This is a genomic window from Pseudomonas entomophila (assembly GCF_029193575.1).
Classification (GTDB): Bacteria; Pseudomonadota; Gammaproteobacteria; order Pseudomonadales; family Pseudomonadaceae; genus Aquipseudomonas; species Aquipseudomonas entomophila_G.
The window spans coordinates 1-17,634 of the sequence record NZ_JARGCS010000043.1; the positions used below are offsets into that span (position 1 = coordinate 1).

Here is a 17,634-nt window from a genome sequence, read left to right on the forward strand (position 1 = left end):
GGCTCCACTGGCCTGCCCAAAGGCGTGATGAACGAGCACGCCGGGGTGGTCAACCGCCTGCTGTGGACCCAGGACGCCTACGGCCTGACGGCTGACGACGTGGTCCTGCAAAAGACGCCGTTCAGCTTCGATGTGTCGGTGTGGGAGTTCTTCTGGCCGTTGCAAGTGGGCGCGCGGCTGGTCATGGCGCGCCCTGGCGGGCACCGCGACCCGAGCTACCTGCGCGACATCCTCGCTGAGGAAGGGATCAGCACCTTGCACTTCGTGCCGTCGATGCTGGACGTGTTCCTGGGTCACGGCGATGCCGAGCCCGCGCGCCTCAAGCGCGTGCTGTGCAGCGGCGAAGCGCTGCCGGGCAGCCTGGTGCGGCGCTTCAAGGCGCAGTTGCCGACGGTCGAGCTGCACAACCTCTACGGCCCGACCGAAGCGGCGGTGGACGTCAGCGCCTGGCACTGCGCCGAGCCCTTGGCCGAGACCCCGGACAACACCCCGATCGGCAAGCCGATCGCCAACACCACGCTGTACGTGCTGGATGCCCAGGGCCAGCCGGTGCCGCAAGGCGTGGCCGGCGAGCTGTACATCGGCGGCGCGCAGGTGGCGCGGGGCTACCTGAACCGCCCCGAACTGAGCGCCGAGCGCTTCCTCGACGACCCGTTCAGCCAACGCCTCGGTGCGCGGCTGTACCGCACCGGCGACCTGGCCCGGCACTTGCCCGACGGCACGTTGGAATACCTGGGTCGCAACGACGACCAGGTGAAGATCCGCGGCCTGCGCATCGAGCTGGGCGAGATCCAGGCCTGCCTGACCCGCGTGCCGGGTGTGCAGGAAGCGGCGGTGCTGGCCCTCGACCTGCCGCCCGCCGGCAAGCGCCTGGTGGCGTACTACACTGGCCGCGCGCAGGCTGCCGAGGCGCTGCGTGCCGCGTTGCTGGCGCATCTGCCCGAGTTCATGGTGCCGGCACTGTTCGTTCACCTCGACGTGCTGCCGTTGAGCCCCAACGGCAAGCTCGACCGCAAGGCCCTGCCGGCGCCGGGCGAGGTGGCAGCACGGCCCTACGAGGCGCCACAGGGCGACATCGAGACGTTGCTGGCCGAAGTCTGGGGCGAGTTGCTGGGCGTGGAGCGGGTAGGGCGGCACGACAACTTCTTCGAGCTCGGCGGCCATTCGCTGCTGGCAGTGACCCTGGCCGCGCGCCTGCGCGCCCGTGGCCTCGACCTGGAGGTGCAGGGCTTGTTCGGCGCTCCGGACCTGGCGGCGCTGGCGCGCCTGGTCAGCGACGGCGGGCAGGCGGTGGTGCCGGCCAACCGCATCGCCGAGGGTTGCACGCGCATTACCCCGGAGCTGCTGCCGCTGGTGACGCTGGAGCAAACGGCCATCGACCGCATCGTCACCACGGTGGAAGGTGGCGCGGCCAATGTGCAGGACATCTACCCACTGGGCCCCTTGCAGGGTGGGATTCTGTACCACCACCTGGCCAATGCGCAGGCTGCGACCTATGTGCTGGAGGTGCATTTCGCGCTGGCCGACGCTGCGCGCCTGGAGGCCCTGCGCCATGCCCTGGAGCAGGTGATCGCGCGCCATGACAGCCTGCGCACCGCGTTCCATTGGGAGGGGTTGGCGGCGCCCGTGCAAGTGGTCTGGCGCGAGGTTGCCCTGGAGGTCGTGGACATGCACGGCGCTGCCCTTGGAGCGGGCTTGCCCCGCGATGGCGCCACCTCGGACGCCCGCCATTTCAACCTCACCCAGGCCCCCCTGTTGCGCCTGCTCCACACCACCCACCCCGACACCGGCCGCCTCACCGCGACCCTGCTGTTCCATCACTTGGTCATGGACCACATCGCCCTGGAGGTGCTGCGCGGCGAACTGCAAGCCTGCCTTGTTGGCCAGCAACGGCAATTGCCGCCCGCAGTCCCCTATCGCAACTACATCGCCCAACTCACCCAGCGCGGCGACGTCAACCGGCACGAAGCGTTCTTCCGCGAACAACTGGGCGACCTCGACGAGCCCACCTTGCCCTATGGCGCCCACGCCACGCCGCACCAAGACGCCGTGCCCCAGGCCCGGCGCACACTGGACGCGGCCCTTGGCCTGCGGCTGCGCGCCCTGGCCCGCGAGCAGGCGGTCAGTGTCGCCAGCCTGATGCACCTGGCCTGGGCGCAAGTGCTCGGCCAACTGAGCGGGCGTGACAGCGTGGTGTTCGGCACCGTGCTGCTGGGCCGGCTGCAGGGCGGCGAGGGCGCCGAGCGGGCGCTGGGGGTGTACATCAACACCTTGCCGCTGCGTGTCGACCTGGCCGGCGTCTCGGCTCGCCAGGCGCTGGCCGCCACCCACCAGCGCCTGACCGGGCTGCTCGCCCACGAACACGCGTCCCTGGCCCTGGCCCAGCGTTGCAGCGGGCTGCCAGTGGGCACGGCGCTGTTCAATACCTTGCTCAACTACCGCCATAGCGCGCAGGGCGAGGGCAGCGAGCGTGCGACAGAGGCCTGGCAGGGCATCGAACTGTTGGACGCCCAAGAGCGCAGCAGCTACCCGCTGGCCCTGAGCATCGACGACCTGGGCGAAGGCTTCGCCCTGACTGCGCAGTGCGCCGAGGGCATCGACGCGCGGCGCCTCTGCGAGTACCTGGAGCAAGCCCTGCATGGGCTCGCCGAAGGCTTGCGGCACGACAGCGCCCAGGGTCTGGAGCACCTGTCGGTGTTGCCGGCCCACGAAGCCGAGCGCCTGCGAGCGACGTTCAACGCCACCACCCGCGACTACCCACGCGAACCGGTGCAGCGCCTGTTCGAACAGCGCGCGGCCCGCCACCCGCTGGCCCTGGCCGCGCGCCAGGGCGCACGCAGCCTGACCTACGGTGCGCTCAACGAGCGTGCCAACCGCCTGGCCCATTACCTGATCGGCCAGGGTGTGCGGCCGGGCGATCACGTGGCGATCCTGCTGCCGCGCTCGCTGGAGCTGCTGGTCGCGCAACTGGCCATCGCCAAGTGCGCCGCCACCTACGTCCCGCTCGACATCAACGCCCCCGCCGAGCGCCAGGGCTTCATGGTGCAGGACTGCCAGGCGGTGGCACTGCTCACCCTGGCCCGCCAGGCGATCAGCTATCGCGACCGGCGCATCGACCTCGACACCCTGGCCCTGGACGACCAGCCCGGGCACAACCCGTGCCTGGCCCAGGACAGCGACGCGGTGGCCTACGTGATGTACACCTCCGGCTCCACCGGCGCGCCCAAGGGCGTGCGCGTGGCGCACCGTGGCATCGCCCGGTTGGTGCTCAACGACGGCTATGCCGACTTCAGCGAGCACGACCGTATCGCCTTCGCCTCCAACCCGGCGTTCGACGCCAGCACCATGGACGTCTGGGGCGCCTTGCTCAACGGCGGCCAGGTGCTGGTGATCGACCACGCCACGCTGTTGGAGCCGGCGCGCTTCGGCGCGGCATTGCGTGATGGCGGGGCGACGGTGCTGTTCGTGACCACCGCACTGTTCAACCAGTACGTGCAGCTGATTCCCGAGGCCCTGGCGGGCCTGCGCGTGCTGCTCTGCGGCGGCGAGCGCGGCGACCCGGCGGCTTTCCGCCGCCTGCTGGCCTTGGCCCCAGGGCTACGCCTGGTGCACTGCTATGGGCCGACCGAAACCACTACTTATGCCACCGCCGGTCACGTGCGCGTGGTGCCGGCGAATGCCGAGCAGGTGCCGATCGGTGGGCCGATCGGCAGCACCCAGGTGCATGTGCTGGACGAACATCGGCGCCTGGTGCCTTCCGGCGTGGTCGGTGAGCTGTACATCGGCGGCGACGGCGTAGCCCTGGGCTATCTGAACCGCCCCGAGCTGACCGCCGAGCGCTTCGTCGCCGACCCGTTCGGCACGCGCCCCGGCGCCTTGCTGTACCGCACCGGCGACCTGGGGCGCTGGCGCGACGATGGCCAGCTGGAGTGCTTGGGGCGCAACGACGACCAAGTGAAAATCCGTGGCTTCCGCATCGAACTGGGCGAAATCGAGCAGCAGTTGGCGCAATGCCCGGGCATCGGTGAGGTGGTGGTCATGGCCGTGCCCCAGGCCCAGGGCCCGGCGCGGCTGGTGGCCTGGTTCACCCGCCAGGACCCGGCCCTGGTACCCGCGAGCCTGCGCGCCTGGCTGCAGGCGCGGCTGCCGGAGTACATGGTGCCGGCCGCCTACGTAGGGCTCGAGGCGCTGCCACTGACCAACAATGGCAAGGTCGACCGCAAGGCCCTGCCGGCGGCTGGCCAGGACGACCTGATCGAGACGGTCTACGAGGCCCCGGCGACAGCGCTGGAGCAGCAACTGGCCACCCTCTGGGAGCAGGTACTGGAGGTGCCACGGGTCGGTCGCCATGACAGCTTCTTCGCCCTGGGCGGCCATTCGTTGTCGGCAATCCGCCTGGTCGGCCTGCAGCGTGAGCAGGGCCTGGAGGTCTCGTTGGCCGAGCTGTTCCAGCAGCCGAGCATCGCCGCGCTGGCCGGGCTGATCGCCGAGCGCGAGGCGCCGCCGCCGGACGATGTGGTGTGCGTGCGCGCCACTGGCAGCGAGACGCCGTTGTTCCTGGTTCACGAGTTCAGCGGCATGGACTTCTATTTCCCGGTGCTGGGCCGCGAGATCGAGGGCGACTTCCCGATCTACGGCCTGCCCGGCATCGCCCTCGGCCAGCCGCAGCCCGACACCCTGGAGGCCCTGGCGGCAGGCCTGCTGATGCGCATCCGCCGAGTGCAGCCGCAGGGGCCGTATCGCCTGGCTGGCTGGTCGTTCGGTGGCGCGCTCGCCTATGAGGTCGCCGCGCAGTTGTTGGGCATGGACGAGGAGGTCAGTTTCCTTGGCTTGATCGACACCTACCAACCGCGGCTGGTGGACCAGGGCAAGGCCCGCTGGCAGGGGCCGCGCCTGCTGGAGCGCCAGTTGCTGCTGCACTGCGAAGGGCACTGGCAGGCGCAGGGCGAGGCGGGTGTCGCAGCGCTGGCACGGGCCCAGGCCCTGGCCGCGGCGGAGCACGACTTCGCCACGCTGCTGGCCGCCTGCCGCGACCAGGGCCTGCTGTACAGCGGGCTGGCCGAAGCCGGTGACGATGAGCTGCAGTGTTTCCTGGAACGTGAGATCGCCCACGGCCACGCCCTGGCGCATTACCGGCCGGAACCGCTGGGTATCCGGGTGCACCTGCTGCGCGCGGCGCAATGCCGCGACGGGGCGAGCCCGGGGCTGGGCTGGGAACTGACGCTGCCGGCGGCGCAGCTGCACGCCGTGGACGTGCCCGGTGATCATTTGGGCATGATGCAGGCGCCGCATGTGCAGGTGCTCGGGCGGGTGCTCGGCGAAGCCTTGCGGGCCAGCGCGGCGGGCATTGGCGAGCCGGCTGCGGATGCAGCCTACCAACCGCTGGTGGCGATCCAGAGCGGGCAGGCCGGGCACGTGCCGCTGTTCTGCGTGCCGGGGGCCGGTGACAGCGTCACCAGCTTCATTGGCCTGGCCGAGGCGCTGGGGCCACAGGTGCCGGTGTACGGCTTGCAAGCGCGCGGCCTGGAGGGCAATGGCACGCCCCACAGCCGGGTCGAGGCCGCCGCCGAGTGCCATGTGCGCGCGATCGTCGCGCTGCACCCGCAGGGGCCGCTGAACCTGGTGGGGCATTCGTTCGGCGGGTGGGTGGCGCATGCCATGGCGGTGCGCCTGGAGGCACTGGGCCGCGAGGTGCGTTCGTTGACCCTGGTCGACAGCGAGGCTCCGGGCGGTTCGGGTGTGTGTGGCAAACCCTATACCTTCACGGCGGCGTTGGAGCGCCTGGTCGAGTCGTTGCAACTGGCCACCGGCAGGTCGCTGGACCTCGATCCGGGGGCTTTTGCCGCCGCCGATGACGAGCAGCAGCTGGCGTGGCTGCACCAGGCCATGGTGCGCATCGGCCTGTTACCCGCGCGCTCCACGGCGCAGGCGCTGCACGGTATCGCCCGCACCTTCGCCAGCGCGCTGCGCAGCGAGTACCGGCCGCCACAAGACTTCGCCGGGCCGGTGGGCCTGGTGCTGGTGGCCGACCCGACCCTGGACGCGGCGGGCAACCAGCGCGAACAGGCGGCGATGCTCGCGGGGTGGCAGCACCTGCTGCCACAACTGCGCGTGTGGCGTGGGCCGGGCAACCATTTCAGCATCCTCAAGGCGCCTCAGGTGTTCAGCCTGGCCGCCTGGTGGCGGGAAGCGCAGCACCTGCAGGTCACGCAATAGCCCGCGCCTACTCGGGCAGCGGGGTTCCAGAGCAGTTTTTGGATGAAGTTTATGGATAAATCGACGTTTCGCAGGATCGGCCTCGGCGCCGCCGTGGCCCTGGTGGCCGGGATCGCGCTGTATGCCGTGCAGGCGCCGGCCACGCCGCCGCGCTACATCACCGCCACGGTCGAACGGGGCGATATCGAGAACGCGGTGCTGGCCACCGGGGTGCTGGAAGGCATTCGCCAGGTGGATGTCGGTGCCCAGGTCTCCGGGCAGTTGCGCTCGCTCAAGGTCAAGCTCGGCGACAAGGTCAGCAAGGGCCAGTGGTTGGCCGAGATCGACCCGCTGGTGCTGCGCAACACCCTGCGCCAGGCCCAGGTCGACGAGGAGAAGCTGCAGGCCGAACGACGCTCTACCCAGGCCAAGGTGACCCAGGCGCGGCGCGTCTACGAGCGCTACAGCGCGCTGCAGGACGATGAGTCGATCTCACGCCAGGACTTCGAGAGCGCCGAGTCCGAATACCGCGTGCAACAGGCCAGCCTCGGTGCGCTGGAGGCGCAGATCAAGAGCGCCCAGGTGCAGATCGACACGGCCAAGGTCAACCTCGACTACACACGCATCAGTGCGCCGATCGATGGCCATGTGGTGGGCATCGTCACCCAGGAGGGGCAGACCGTGATCGCCCAGCAACTGGCGCCGGTGATCCTCAAGCTCGCCGACCTCGACACCATGACCGTCAAGGCCCAGGTCTCGGAAGCCGATGTGATCCACATCAGCCCGGGGCAGCCGGTGTACTTCACCATCCTGGGTGAAGACAAACGCTACTACGCCACCCTGCGCGGCACCGAGCCCGCGCCGCAGAACTACCTGGAAAGCACCGACAAGAACGGCGCCGCGCCCAAGCAGAACACCGCGGTGTTCTACAACGCGCTGTTCGAGGTGCCCAACCCCGAGCACCGCCTGCGCATCGCCATGACCGCCCAGGTGCGCATCGTCCTGGCGACCGCCCAGGCGGTGCTCAGCGTGCCGGTGGCCGCGCTCGGCCCGCAGGATGGCGATGGCCGTTACCCGGTGCGGGTGCTCGACGCCAAGGGCTTCGCCCAGGTGCGCCAGGTGCAGGCGGGCATCAACAACAACGTGCGGGTCGAGATCAAGGACGGCCTGTCCGAAGGCGATCGGGTGGTGATCGGCGAGCCGGTTGCCGACGCGGGGGCATGAGCATGAACCTGAACCTCGAACTGACGCCCCAGCGCCAGGCCACTGCGCATGCCCCCCAGCCGCTGTTGCGCCTGGAGGGAGTGAGTCGCAGCTTCATGGCCGGCGACCGCGAGTTCCTGGCCTTGCGCCACATTGACCTGGAGATCCACGCCGGCGAGCTGGTGGCGATCATCGGTGCCTCCGGCTCCGGCAAGTCGACCCTGATGAACATCCTCGGCTGCCTCGACCACGCCAGCGCCGGCAGCTACCAGGTCGACGGCAAGGAAACCCGCGACCAGGACGACGAGGCCCTGGCGGCGCTGCGCCGCGACCACTTCGGCTTCATTTTCCAGCGTTACCACCTGCTGCCGCACCTGGACGCCCTGCGCAACGTCGAGATCCCGGCGATCTACGCCGGCACCGCCCAGGCCCGGCGCCATGAGCGGGCGCGTGAGCTGCTGACGCGCCTGGGCCTGGCCGGGCACCTGACGCACCGGCCCAGCCAGTTGTCTGGCGGCCAGCAGCAACGGGTGAGCATCTGCCGGGCGCTGATGAACGGCGGCGAGGTGATTCTCGCCGACGAGCCCACCGGCGCCCTGGACACCGCCAGCGGCAAGGAGGTGATGCGCATCTTGATGGAGCTGCACGCGGCGGGGCACACGGTGATCCTGGTGACCCACGACCCCAAGGTCGCCGCCCACGCCGAGCGCATCATCGAGGTCAGCGATGGGCAGATCGTCAGCGACCGGCGCAATGCCTCCGACGCCCAGGCGCTACCCAATGCCACCCCCGCGCCGCGCCCGGCACCGACGGCGCGGCGCCTGGTGGCGAATCTTGGGTTGTTCCGCGAGGCCTTCAAGATGGCCTGGATAGCGCTGGTCTCGCACCGCATGCGCACCTTGCTGACCATGCTCGGGATCATCATCGGCATCACCTCGGTGGTGTCGATCTCGGCCATTGGCGAGGGCGCGAAGAACTACGTGCTCAAGGACATCCAGTCGATTGGCAGCAACACCATCGACATCTATTCAGGCAGCAACTTCGGTGACAGCCGGGCCAAGGCCATCGAGACCCTGCTGCCCGCCGACGTTACCGCGTTGAACCAGCTGTACTACGTCGACAGCGCAACGCCGGTGATCGGCCGCAGCATGCTGGTGCGCTACCGCAACCTGGACGTGGACGTGCAACTCAATGGCGTCAGCGAGCGCTATTTCCAGGTGCGCAACATCAACCTGGCCTCCGGCATCGCCTTCAGCGAAAGCGACGCCCGGCGCCAGGCGCAGGTGGTGGTGATCGACCACAACACGCGCTTGCGCCTGTTCGGCAACGGCGTCGACCCATTGGGCCAGGTGATCCTGATCGGCAACCTGCCGTGCACGGTGATCGGCGTGACCACCGAGAACAACAACCTGTTCGCCGCCGGTAACGCGCTGAACGTCTGGGTGCCCTACGAGACCGCCGCCGGGCGCCTGCTTGGGCAGCGCCACCTGGACAGCATCAGCGTGCGGATCAAGGACGGCATGCCGAGCAAGCGCGTCGAGGAGGAGGTCAACAAGCTGATGCTGCAGCGCCACGGCACCAAGGACTTCTTCACCAACAACCTCGACAGCATCATGCAGACGGTGCAGAAGACCAGCCGCTCGCTGACCTTGCTGCTGTCGCTGATCGCGGTGATTTCGCTGGTGGTGGGGGGGATCGGGGTGATGAACATCATGCTGGTGTCGGTCACCGAGCGTACCCGCGAGATCGGCATCCGCATGGCGGTGGGGGCGCGGCAGTCGGACATCCGTCAGCAGTTTCTGGTGGAGGCGGTGATGGTCTGTTTGATCGGCGGGGTGATCGGTATTGGCTTGTCGTACGGGATCGGCTACCTGTTCGCGCTGTTCGTCAAGCAGTGGCAGATGGTGTTCTCGCCGGCCTCGGTCGTGACCGCGTTCGCTTGCTCGACGCTGATCGGCATCCTGTTCGGCTTCGTGCCGGCGCGAAACGCCGCGCGGTTGAACCCCATCGAGGCCTTGGCACGAGATTGACATCGCATTCGCGGGGCAAGCCCGCTCCTACAGGGTGGGCGCAGTCCCCCTGTGGAGCGGGCTTGCCCCGCGATAGGGCCGGTAAACTCAGCTACAAACCTTCAAGCCTGCGCATACATCCATCGCATCAATGAATGCCTCCCACTGATCCCCAGCTTGATCGCCGCCCGGCGCAGGTAGCTCTCCACCGTATTGACCTTCAACTGCAAGCGCTCGGCCTGCTGCGGCGCCGTGTGTCCGGCCAGCAGCCCCAGGCACACCTGCTGCTCCCGTTCGGAAAGGTGCAGGCCGCACTGGCGCAGGCGCTCGCTGAAGCGGGTCTGCAGGCTTTCCCCGCCCGGGCGCTCGGCCAGCCCCGGCTGCAAGGCGTCGATGTGCTGCTCCAGCATGGGCAGCAGCAGCGGCGAAATGTCTTCCAGGCAACTGCGCTCGCTGGGCGAAAACGCCGCCTGGTCGGCTCGCAGCACGTGAATCTCGTAACGGTAGCCGTTCTTGCGCCGGGCCAGGTGCAGGCTCGCCGGGTCGCTGAAGCCGTCTTGAGGCGCTTGCGTGCTGAACACCGTTTCGCTGAGCAGGGTCGAGTCGCTGTCGGCGCACGGGGGCGAGGCCAGGCGCAACTGGCGGATATGCGTGGCGTCGATGGTCAGGTGGGTCTGGATCAGGTCATGCAGCATGCGCGGGAAATGCGCGCTGCCGGTGCTGGCAATGACCTTGCCGATCTGGGGAAACAACCGGTGCGAATTCATCGTGTCATCCATGAGTTACGGTGGTTCGAACGCTCCGTGCGGCCGGTGGCCAGCCTTGGCCACGGGCAGGGCCGCGGAACTGCTTGCTATCCTAGTACAACGATTCAGTGACTGCTTAATGAAATAGCAATAAGGGCATAACCCTTTTGACCTCGGGTATGATGCCAGCCCCTTTCCCCTACGAGGCCTGACCCATGTCCTTGAGCGCTGAACAGATCGGCGAATTCCGAGCCTTTGCCGAGCAATTGGCCGATGCCGCGGCGGTGGCGATCCAGCCGTACTTCCGTGCCAGCCTCGACGTCGAGGACAAGGGCGGGCGCCTGTACGACCCGGTGACCGTTGCCGACAAGGCTGCCGAGGACGCCATGCGCGCGTTGATCGTGGCACGCTACCCCGAGCACGGCATCCTTGGCGAGGAGCAGGGCGTGGCGGTGGGCAGCAGCCCGCTGACCTGGGTGCTCGACCCTATCGACGGCACACGTGCGTTCATCACGGGCCTGCCGCTGTGGGGTACGTTGATTGCCCTGAACGACGGCGAGCGCCCGGTCGTGGGGGTGATGAACCAGCCATTCACCGGCGAACGCTTCGTCGGCACCCCCGAAGGCGCCTGGCGCAGCGGTACGCCGCTGAAGACCCGGGCCTGCGCCGACCTGGCCACGGCCACGCTGATGTGCACCACCCCAGACATGTTCGACACCCCGGCGCGCAAGGCCGCGTTCGAGCAGGTCGCCGGGCGTGCGCGACTGATGCGCTACGGCGGCGACTGCTATGCCTACTGCATGCTGGCGTCGGGTTTCGTCGATGTGATCGTTGAGGCCAGCTTGCAACCGTATGACGTACAGGCGTTGATACCGATCATCGAAGGGGCGGGCGGGGTGATCACCGCCTGGGATGGCAGCAGCGCGCAGGACGGCGGGTGCGTGGTGGCCTGTGGCGACCCGGCATTGCATGCGCAGGTGGTGGAGATGTTGCGTCAGGCCATGTGATCGGGCCGGCAGCCACGCCGGCACATCGCACTTTTTCTGATTCCAGGGCTCTATGCATGGCCAGGCTGCGCCGATAACCGGCCCGGCCGCTGCCCTGGACCCTGCTTTCGATGCCCGTTTTTCCGCTGCGCCATTGCCCGCGCCTGCTCCTGGCCGGCGCCCTGTTCGCCCTCTGCGCCTGCACCCAGGAGCAGGGCCGCGACATGCTCACCCAGTTCGGCAACGGCCACCCCAGTGAACTGTTCCAGACCAGCGTCGATCGCATGGCCACGCTGTCCATGCGTGACAACCTGGACAGCCTGTATTTGCTGATGAACAAGCTCTACCTGCGCAACCCCGCGCAGTGGAAGCAATCCGGCTACCTGGACGCCGCCACCGCCGAGCGCCAGATCCGCCAGGCCATCGAGCAACGCCAGCCCTTGGCGCAACTGGGCGAACGGCGTGACCTGGCAGCGCTGAGCTATGCACTGAGCCCGGACTTTCGCGGCGATCGCGTCGGGGCGTTCATCTACGCCATCGGCAGCATGCTGATCACCGCCCATGGCGGGCGGACCGAATTCTACATGACCGATACCCTCGACCCGCTGTTCATCAACAACGCCGCGCGCAACATCGAGAAGGCCACCTGGATGCTCAGCCAGCGCCAGGACGCCAACGGTGTGCTGTTGCTGTTTTCCAACGAGATCTCGGAGGAGGGCAGTAACCTGAGTTTCGCGGTGGAGTTCGGCAAGATCGTCGCCCGGCTCGATCTGATGGCGCAGTTGCTGGACGAGCGCTACCGGCGGATCGGGCTGAATTATGCGCAGAGCCTGCTGCTGATGAACTTCCTGCCGGTGCAATGAGGTGTGCGGTTGTCGTTACAGCAACGCGTCGATCGCCTGCCGGTAGCGCTGCCCGGCCAGGCGCATGCTGTTGTTGTGGGTCGCCCCGGGCACCAGCAGCAGTGCCTTGGGCTCTTGCGCCGCTTCGAACAGTTGCTGGCTGAAGCGCGGCGGCACATAGCGGTCGTCCAGGCCGTGCACCAGCAGCAGCGGCATGCCGACATCCTTGATCTTCTCCAGCGAGTCGAACTTCTGTGACAGTAGCCAGCGTACCGGCAGGCTGGTGTCGGCCACCACGGCGGCGACATCGCCCAGGGACGTGAACGTCGACTCGAGGATCAACCCTCGCGCCGGCACGGCCTCGCCGGCCTGCTGCGCCTGGCGTGCCAGTTCACTGGCCAGCTCCACCGCCACCGCACCGCCCAGGGAGTGGCCGAAGATCAGGCGCTTGCCGGCGCTCGGTTGCAATTGGGTGAGGCGCTCCCAGGCGATGCGTGCGTCTTCGTACACCGTGGCTTCGGAGGGCAGCTCGCCACGGCTCTGGCCAAAGCCGCGGTAGTCCACGGCCAGCACCGAATATCCCATGGCATGCAGTTGCTCGATGCGGAACAACTGGCCGGTGAGGTTCCAGCGCACGCCATGCAGGTAGAGGATCGCCGGTGCGTCGGCGCGTCGGGCCGGCCACCACCAGGCGTGCAGGGTCTGGCCGTTGGTGAAGCTGCGCGGGCGCAGGTCCAGTTCCTGAACGCCCGCTGGCAAGCCCTGGAACCAACTGGCTTGGCCCGGTTCGATGCGAAACACCAGCTCGCGCTCTTTGTGCTGCAGCACGGCGCAACCTGCGGGCAGGCCAACCACCAGCATGGCCATCGCCAGCCAGGTGAGCCAGCGGCGTTTGAATGCAGCGAGCAGTGAGTCGGCCATGGGCACCTTGATCGGTGTGAGGAGTCGTCGGGTTGTAGCAGAACACCGGGTTTCGCTGTAGGAAATTTCTTCTGAATGGCGCCATCAGATGTTTGCAAGCTATTTCGGAAATAACCGTTCGCTGATCGAACGGCCGATCGTCGCATCAGGTGCGTTTTCCGCCCGCCGTTTGCCCGATAGGCATTGCCGGGCACTGGGTTTTTTGCTTAGTGTGGCGCTTGTCTGCCAGGCGTCGACTGCCCGATGCCCCATGACTGGCGACACGCGATACCGTGACGACCGTGACCACAGGCCCCTTGCCTGTAGGAAGCGGCGACCAGAACAATAACGATGCCGAGTGCCTTGCCTATGGAAAGCCGCCTATTGAGCGAGCGCAGTAGCGTGTTCCAGCACGCCGACCCCTATGCCGTGTCCGATTACGTCAACCGGCACGTGGGCCAGCACTGCATCGGCCTGTCGCGCAGCACCCACCCCCAGGCCAGCCTCAGCCACCGCAAATTCGCCGACCTCGACCTGTGTCGTATCAGCTACGGCGGCAGCGTGCGCGTCACCTCCCCAGCGCTGGAGACCATCTACCACCTGCAAGTGCTACTGAACGGCAACTGCCTGTGGCGTGGGCATCAGCGCGAGCACTACCTGGTGCCGGGCGAGCTGTTGCTGATCAACCCGGATGACCCGGTGGACCTGACCTACTCGGAAGACTGCGAGAAGTTCATCCTCAAGGTACCGACCCACCTGCTCGACAGTTTCTGCGAGGAGCAGCGCTGGCAGCGGCCCAGTGGCGGGGTGCGTTTCTTGCGTAACCATTACCGGCTGGAAGAGCTGGACGGCTTCGTCAACCTGTTGGCGATGGTCTGCCACGAGGCGGAGGTCAGTGACTCGCTTGCGAAGGTGCAGGGATATTACAGCCAGATCGTCGCGAGCAAGCTGCTGACCCTGATGAGCAACAATATTCGTCGTGAGCAGTTGGGGGTATCGGGCGCGAGCCTGGAGCGGATCCTCGAGCATATCGAGCGCAACTTGAAACTCGAGCTGTCGGCCGAAGGGTTGGCGGAGCAGGCGTGCATGAGTGTGCGGTCGTTGTATGCGCTGTTCGACCGGCAGTTGGGGACCACGCCTCGGCAGTACATTCGGCAGAAGAAGCTGGAGCGGGTGCAGGCATGTTTGGCCGATGCCAGTTGCCCGGTACGCAGCGTGACGGAGTTGGCGTTGGACTATGGTTTCTTGCACTTGGGTCGGTTTGCCGAGAGTTACCGTCAGCAGTTCGGCGAGTTGCCGTCGGAAACCTTCAAACGACGCACTTAAAAACGACGCGGCCCTTTGTAGGCGCAGGCTTGCCCCGCGATGAGGCGGCAAACGCAACCAAAATCCCACTGATGCAAGCTTGCTCTTGCTCTTGTTTCAGCGAGCGCGCAGCGCCTCGCAACCGCTCTTGATCTTTGTGCGCGGTCGTTCAGACGCAGCAGATTGCGACGTCAGGAGGCCGCGTGGGCCCGGAAGGCGCCGGAGCGAGGGGACCCCGGAGCGTAGCGCAGGGGCCGGATGCAGGAGCCACGGTTTTTGCTTACTTTTTCCCATGAGAAAAAGTAAGTCGCCGTAAGGGCGAAAAGGGGCATTGGCGCCCCCGCCCTGACTGGATATTCACGCGGTTGGCGTGCTGATCCGAGGGTTTTTTGATCTTTGGCTTTGGCTTTGGCTTTGGCTTTGGCTTTGGCTTTGGCTTTGGCTTTGAAACAGCGTGAATATCCGTTTCTTCGAGAGGCGCCAAATCACCTTTCCGCCCTTACGGCGGCCTACTTTTTTTCTTGGAAAAAAGTAGGCAAAAACCGCTGGCTCCTGCATCCGGCCCCTACGCTGCGCTTCGGGGTCCCCTCGCTCCGGCGCCTTCCGGGCCCACGCGGCCTACGGTTTGCTGCGCAAACCTACATCTCGCGTCTTCGGCTGCGCCGAAGTGGCGCTACGCGCCATGGCCCTCCAGACGCCTCCACTCGGCCTCCTGACGTCGCAATCTGCTGCGTCTGAACTACCGCGCACGAAGATCAAAATCAAGATCAAGATCAAGATCAAGATCAAGATCAACAGCGATTGCGTCGGCACTGACACCAAAAAGACAGCGGCTCCCATGATCGTTAGCCTAGGCGTAACAATCACGCACGCTGCTTGATTGATGCCCCCACGCCCCAAGCCTAAGTTAGCTCCACGACAGCCCAACCGTGGAGCCCGCGATGAGCACATTGACCACCCCACCGCCGCAGTGGTCGCGGCGACGGGCCGAGAAGCAGCGCCGCCTGGCGCGTGTCCAGCACCTGGCCGAGGGCAGGGTGCTGCCCACCGACCGCATCGTCGAGGCCCTCGAGCTGCTGATCGCCCCCGGCGACCGCGTCGTGCTGGAGGGCAACAACCAGAAGCAGGCCGACTTCCTCTCGCGCGCCCTGGCCAAAGCCGACCCCAGCCGCCTGCACGACCTGCACATGATCATGCCCAGCGTCAGCCGCGCCGAGCACCTGGACCTGTTCGAACGCGGCATCGCCCGCAAGCTCGACTTCTCCTTCGCCGGCCCGCAGAGCCTGCGCATCGGCCAATTGCTCGAAGACGGCCTGCTCGAAGTCGGCGCCATCCACACCTACATCGAACTGTATTCGCGCCTGCTGGTAGACCTGATCCCCAATGTCACCCTGGTCGCCGGTTTCATGGCCGACCGCGACGGCAACCTCTACACCGGCCCCAGCACCGAAGACACCCCCGCGCTGGTGGAGCCGGCGGCTTTCAGCGATGGCATCGTCATCGCCCAGGTCAACCAACTGGTCGAGCGCGTCGACGACCTGCCGCGGGTCGATATCCCCGCGTCATGGGTCGACTTCGTGGTGGTCGCCGACCAACCCTTCTACATCGAGCCGCTGTTCACCCGCGACCCGCGCCACATCAAGCCCGTGCACGTGCTGATGGCGATGATGGCGATCCGTGGCATCTATGAAAGACACCAAGTGCAGTCGCTCAACCACGGCATCGGCTTCAACACCGCGGCGATCGAGCTGATCCTGCCGACTTACGGCGAATCCCTGGGCCTGAAGGGCAAGATCTGCCGCAACTGGACCCTCAACCCGCACCCGACGCTGATCCCGGCCATCGAGACCGGCTGGGTGCAGAGCGTGCACTGCTTCGGCACCGAGCTGGGCATGGAGGACTACATCGCCCAGCGTCCGGACGTGTTCTTCACCGGCCGCGACGGCTCGATGCGCTCGAATCGCATGATGTGCCAGCTGGCCGGACAGTACGCCGTCGACCTGTTCATCGGCGCCACCCTGCAGGTGGACGGTGACGGCCATTCCTCTACCGTCACCCGTGGCCGTCTGGCCGGTTTCGGCGGTGCGCCGAACATGGGGCATGACCCGCGCGGCCGGCGTCATGCGACCCCGGCATGGCTGGACATGACCGTGCCCGACACCCTGCTCGAACGCGGCCGCAAGCTGGTGGTGCAGATGGTCGAGACCTACCAGGAGGGCGGCAAGCCCACCTTCGTCGAAACCCTCGACGCCGTGGAGGTGGCGCGCAAGGCCGGCATGCCCTTGGCGCCAGTGATGATCTACGGCGACGACGTCACCCACCTGCTCACCGAAGAAGGCATCGCCTACCTGTACAAGGCGCGCAGCCTTGAGGAACGCCGGCAGATGATCGCGGCCGTCGCGGGGGTTACCGCCATCGGCTTGCGGCATGACCCCAAGGACACCCAGCGTCTGCGTCAACAAGGCCTGGTGGCGCTGCCCGAAGACCTCGGGATACGCCGCACCGATGCCCGCCGCGAACTGCTGGCGGCGCGCAGCATCGCCGAGCTGGTGGAATGGTCCGGCGGCCTCTACAACCCGCCTGCACGCTTCAGGAGCTGGTGATGAACGCACTCGAACTCAAGGCGCTGCCGTTGGCCGACGGCCTCGCCGACCTCGCCGTCGAAGCGCTGATCGACGAAGCCGACCTGTCGCCCAAGCCGGGGCTGGTGGACCGCCGGGGCAATGGCGCGCACCAGGACATGTCCCTGGCGCTGATGCATGCCTCGGCTTTGGCCCTGTGGCCGTGCTTCCGGCAGATGGCCGAGGCGGCCCAGGCCCATGGCCAGGTCGACGTGCCGCTGCGCGCGGCGCTGGGCCGCATCGGCCGCGAAGGGGAGGCCGCGATGCTGGCCACCACGGGCGGGATCAATACCCACCGGGGGGCGATCTGGGCCCTGGGCCTGCTGGTCGCGGCGCGGGCCTTGCAACCTGGCAACCCCGAGGCGCCCACCCTGGCCCTGCGCGCCGGGCGCATCGCCCTGGTCGACGACCCGGCGTTGCCTCCCAGCGACAGCCATGGCCGTGAGGTGCGCCGCCGCTATGCCATGAGTGGCGCGCGTGAACAGGCGCAACTGGGCTTTCCCGCCGTCACTGGCCTGGGCCTGCCGCAACTGCGACGCAGCCGCGCGGCAGGCGTGAGCGAGAACCATGCACGCCTGGATGCGCTGTTGGCGATCATGGCCGGCCTGAGCGACACCTGCGTGCTCTGGCGCGCCGGGCCGCAAGGCTTGGCCGAGGTGCAGCAGGGCGCCGCGGGGGTACTGGCCGCTGGCGGCAGCGCCAGCTTGCCGGGCCGTCGCCTGCTGCGCCGGCTCGACCAGCGCCTGCTGCACCTGAATGCCTCGCCAGGGGGCGCCGCCGACCTGCTCGCCGCCTGCCTGTTCCTCGATAAAGCCGGGAGCCTGTGA

General features: G+C 67.4%; 10 protein-coding genes. 8 read left to right on the forward strand and 2 right to left on the reverse strand.

Going from position 1 to position 17,634, the window contains the following annotated elements:
* The 3 genes from P0Y43_RS19380 to P0Y43_RS19390 form a co-directional block, all read left to right on the forward strand.
* The coding region (locus P0Y43_RS19380) for a non-ribosomal peptide synthetase (RefSeq protein ID WP_275638874.1) at positions 1-6,216 on the forward strand (6,216 nt) is incomplete at its 5' end.
* A 51-nt stretch (positions 6,217-6,267) separates the two neighbouring features.
* The gene (macA, locus tag P0Y43_RS19385; protein WP_275638875.1) at positions 6,268-7,419 is read left to right on the forward strand and encodes a macrolide transporter subunit MacA; all 1,152 of its coding nucleotides are present in this window, start codon (positions 6,268-6,270) and stop codon (positions 7,417-7,419) included.
* A gap of 2 nt (positions 7,420-7,421) precedes the next feature.
* On the forward strand, positions 7,422-9,428 hold the full coding sequence (locus P0Y43_RS19390) for a MacB family efflux pump subunit (protein ID WP_275639022.1): 2,007 nt from the start codon (positions 7,422-7,424) through the stop codon (positions 9,426-9,428).
* Positions 9,429-9,529: 101 nt separating this feature from the next.
* Here the strand turns inward: P0Y43_RS19390 and P0Y43_RS19395 are convergent, their stop codons facing one another.
* Positions 9,530-10,174 (reverse strand): helix-turn-helix transcriptional regulator, encoded by a 645-nt coding sequence (locus tag P0Y43_RS19395; RefSeq protein ID WP_275638876.1) that lies wholly within the window; start codon positions 10,172-10,174, stop codon positions 9,530-9,532.
* 194 nt (positions 10,175-10,368) lie between these two features.
* Between P0Y43_RS19395 and hisN the strand changes: the two genes are divergently transcribed.
* Both hisN and P0Y43_RS19405 read left to right on the forward strand, forming a co-directional pair.
* Positions 10,369-11,160, forward strand: coding sequence for a histidinol-phosphatase (gene hisN / locus P0Y43_RS19400; protein WP_275638878.1), 792 nt, complete (start codon positions 10,369-10,371; stop codon positions 11,158-11,160).
* 110 nt (positions 11,161-11,270) lie between these two features.
* On the forward strand, positions 11,271-12,002 hold the full coding sequence (locus P0Y43_RS19405) for a hypothetical protein (protein ID WP_275638879.1): 732 nt from the start codon (positions 11,271-11,273) through the stop codon (positions 12,000-12,002).
* Between the two features lie 15 nt (positions 12,003-12,017).
* Here the strand turns inward: P0Y43_RS19405 and P0Y43_RS19410 are convergent, their stop codons facing one another.
* Positions 12,018-12,902 carry an alpha/beta hydrolase gene (locus P0Y43_RS19410; RefSeq protein ID WP_275638880.1) on the reverse strand — a complete coding sequence of 295 codons (885 nt, stop codon included), beginning with the start codon at positions 12,900-12,902 and terminating at the stop codon, positions 12,018-12,020.
* A gap of 348 nt (positions 12,903-13,250) precedes the next feature.
* Between P0Y43_RS19410 and P0Y43_RS19415 the strand changes: the two genes are divergently transcribed.
* The 3 genes from P0Y43_RS19415 (at position 13,251) to P0Y43_RS19425 (ending at position 17,634) form a co-directional block, all read left to right on the forward strand.
* Positions 13,251-14,207: an AraC family transcriptional regulator gene (locus tag P0Y43_RS19415; RefSeq protein ID WP_275638881.1), complete on the forward strand. Its 957-nt coding sequence runs from the start codon at positions 13,251-13,253 to the stop codon at positions 14,205-14,207.
* 920 nt (positions 14,208-15,127) lie between these two features.
* Entirely contained in the window at positions 15,128-16,789 is a 1,662-nt protein-coding gene (gene mdcA, locus P0Y43_RS19420) for a malonate decarboxylase subunit alpha (protein WP_275638882.1), read from the forward strand.
* Complete coding sequence (locus P0Y43_RS19425) at positions 16,789-17,634, forward strand: triphosphoribosyl-dephospho-CoA synthase (RefSeq protein ID WP_275638883.1); 846 nt, start codon at positions 16,789-16,791, stop codon at positions 17,632-17,634. Before mdcA ends, P0Y43_RS19425 begins: the two co-directional genes overlap by 1 nt.

What these genes read in the sequence shown, in the direction of transcription:
- macA (WP_275638875.1), top strand. Translation starts at nt 6,268, where the DNA reads ATGGATAAATCGACGTTTCGCAGGATCGGCCTCGGCGCCGCCGTGGCC.
- P0Y43_RS19390 (WP_275639022.1), top strand. Translation starts at nt 7,422, where the DNA reads ATGAACCTGAACCTCGAACTGACGCCCCAGCGCCAGGCCACTGCGCAT.
- P0Y43_RS19395 (WP_275638876.1), bottom strand. Translation starts at nt 10,174, where the DNA reads ATGAATTCGCACCGGTTGTTTCCCCAGATCGGCAAGGTCATTGCCAGC.
- hisN (WP_275638878.1), top strand. Translation starts at nt 10,369, where the DNA reads ATGTCCTTGAGCGCTGAACAGATCGGCGAATTCCGAGCCTTTGCCGAG.
- P0Y43_RS19405 (WP_275638879.1), top strand. Translation starts at nt 11,271, where the DNA reads ATGCCCGTTTTTCCGCTGCGCCATTGCCCGCGCCTGCTCCTGGCCGGC.
- P0Y43_RS19410 (WP_275638880.1), bottom strand. Translation starts at nt 12,902, where the DNA reads ATGGCCGACTCACTGCTCGCTGCATTCAAACGCCGCTGGCTCACCTGG.
- P0Y43_RS19415 (WP_275638881.1), top strand. Translation starts at nt 13,251, where the DNA reads ATGGAAAGCCGCCTATTGAGCGAGCGCAGTAGCGTGTTCCAGCACGCC.
- mdcA (WP_275638882.1), top strand. Translation starts at nt 15,128, where the DNA reads ATGAGCACATTGACCACCCCACCGCCGCAGTGGTCGCGGCGACGGGCC.
- P0Y43_RS19425 (WP_275638883.1), top strand. Translation starts at nt 16,789, where the DNA reads ATGAACGCACTCGAACTCAAGGCGCTGCCGTTGGCCGACGGCCTCGCC.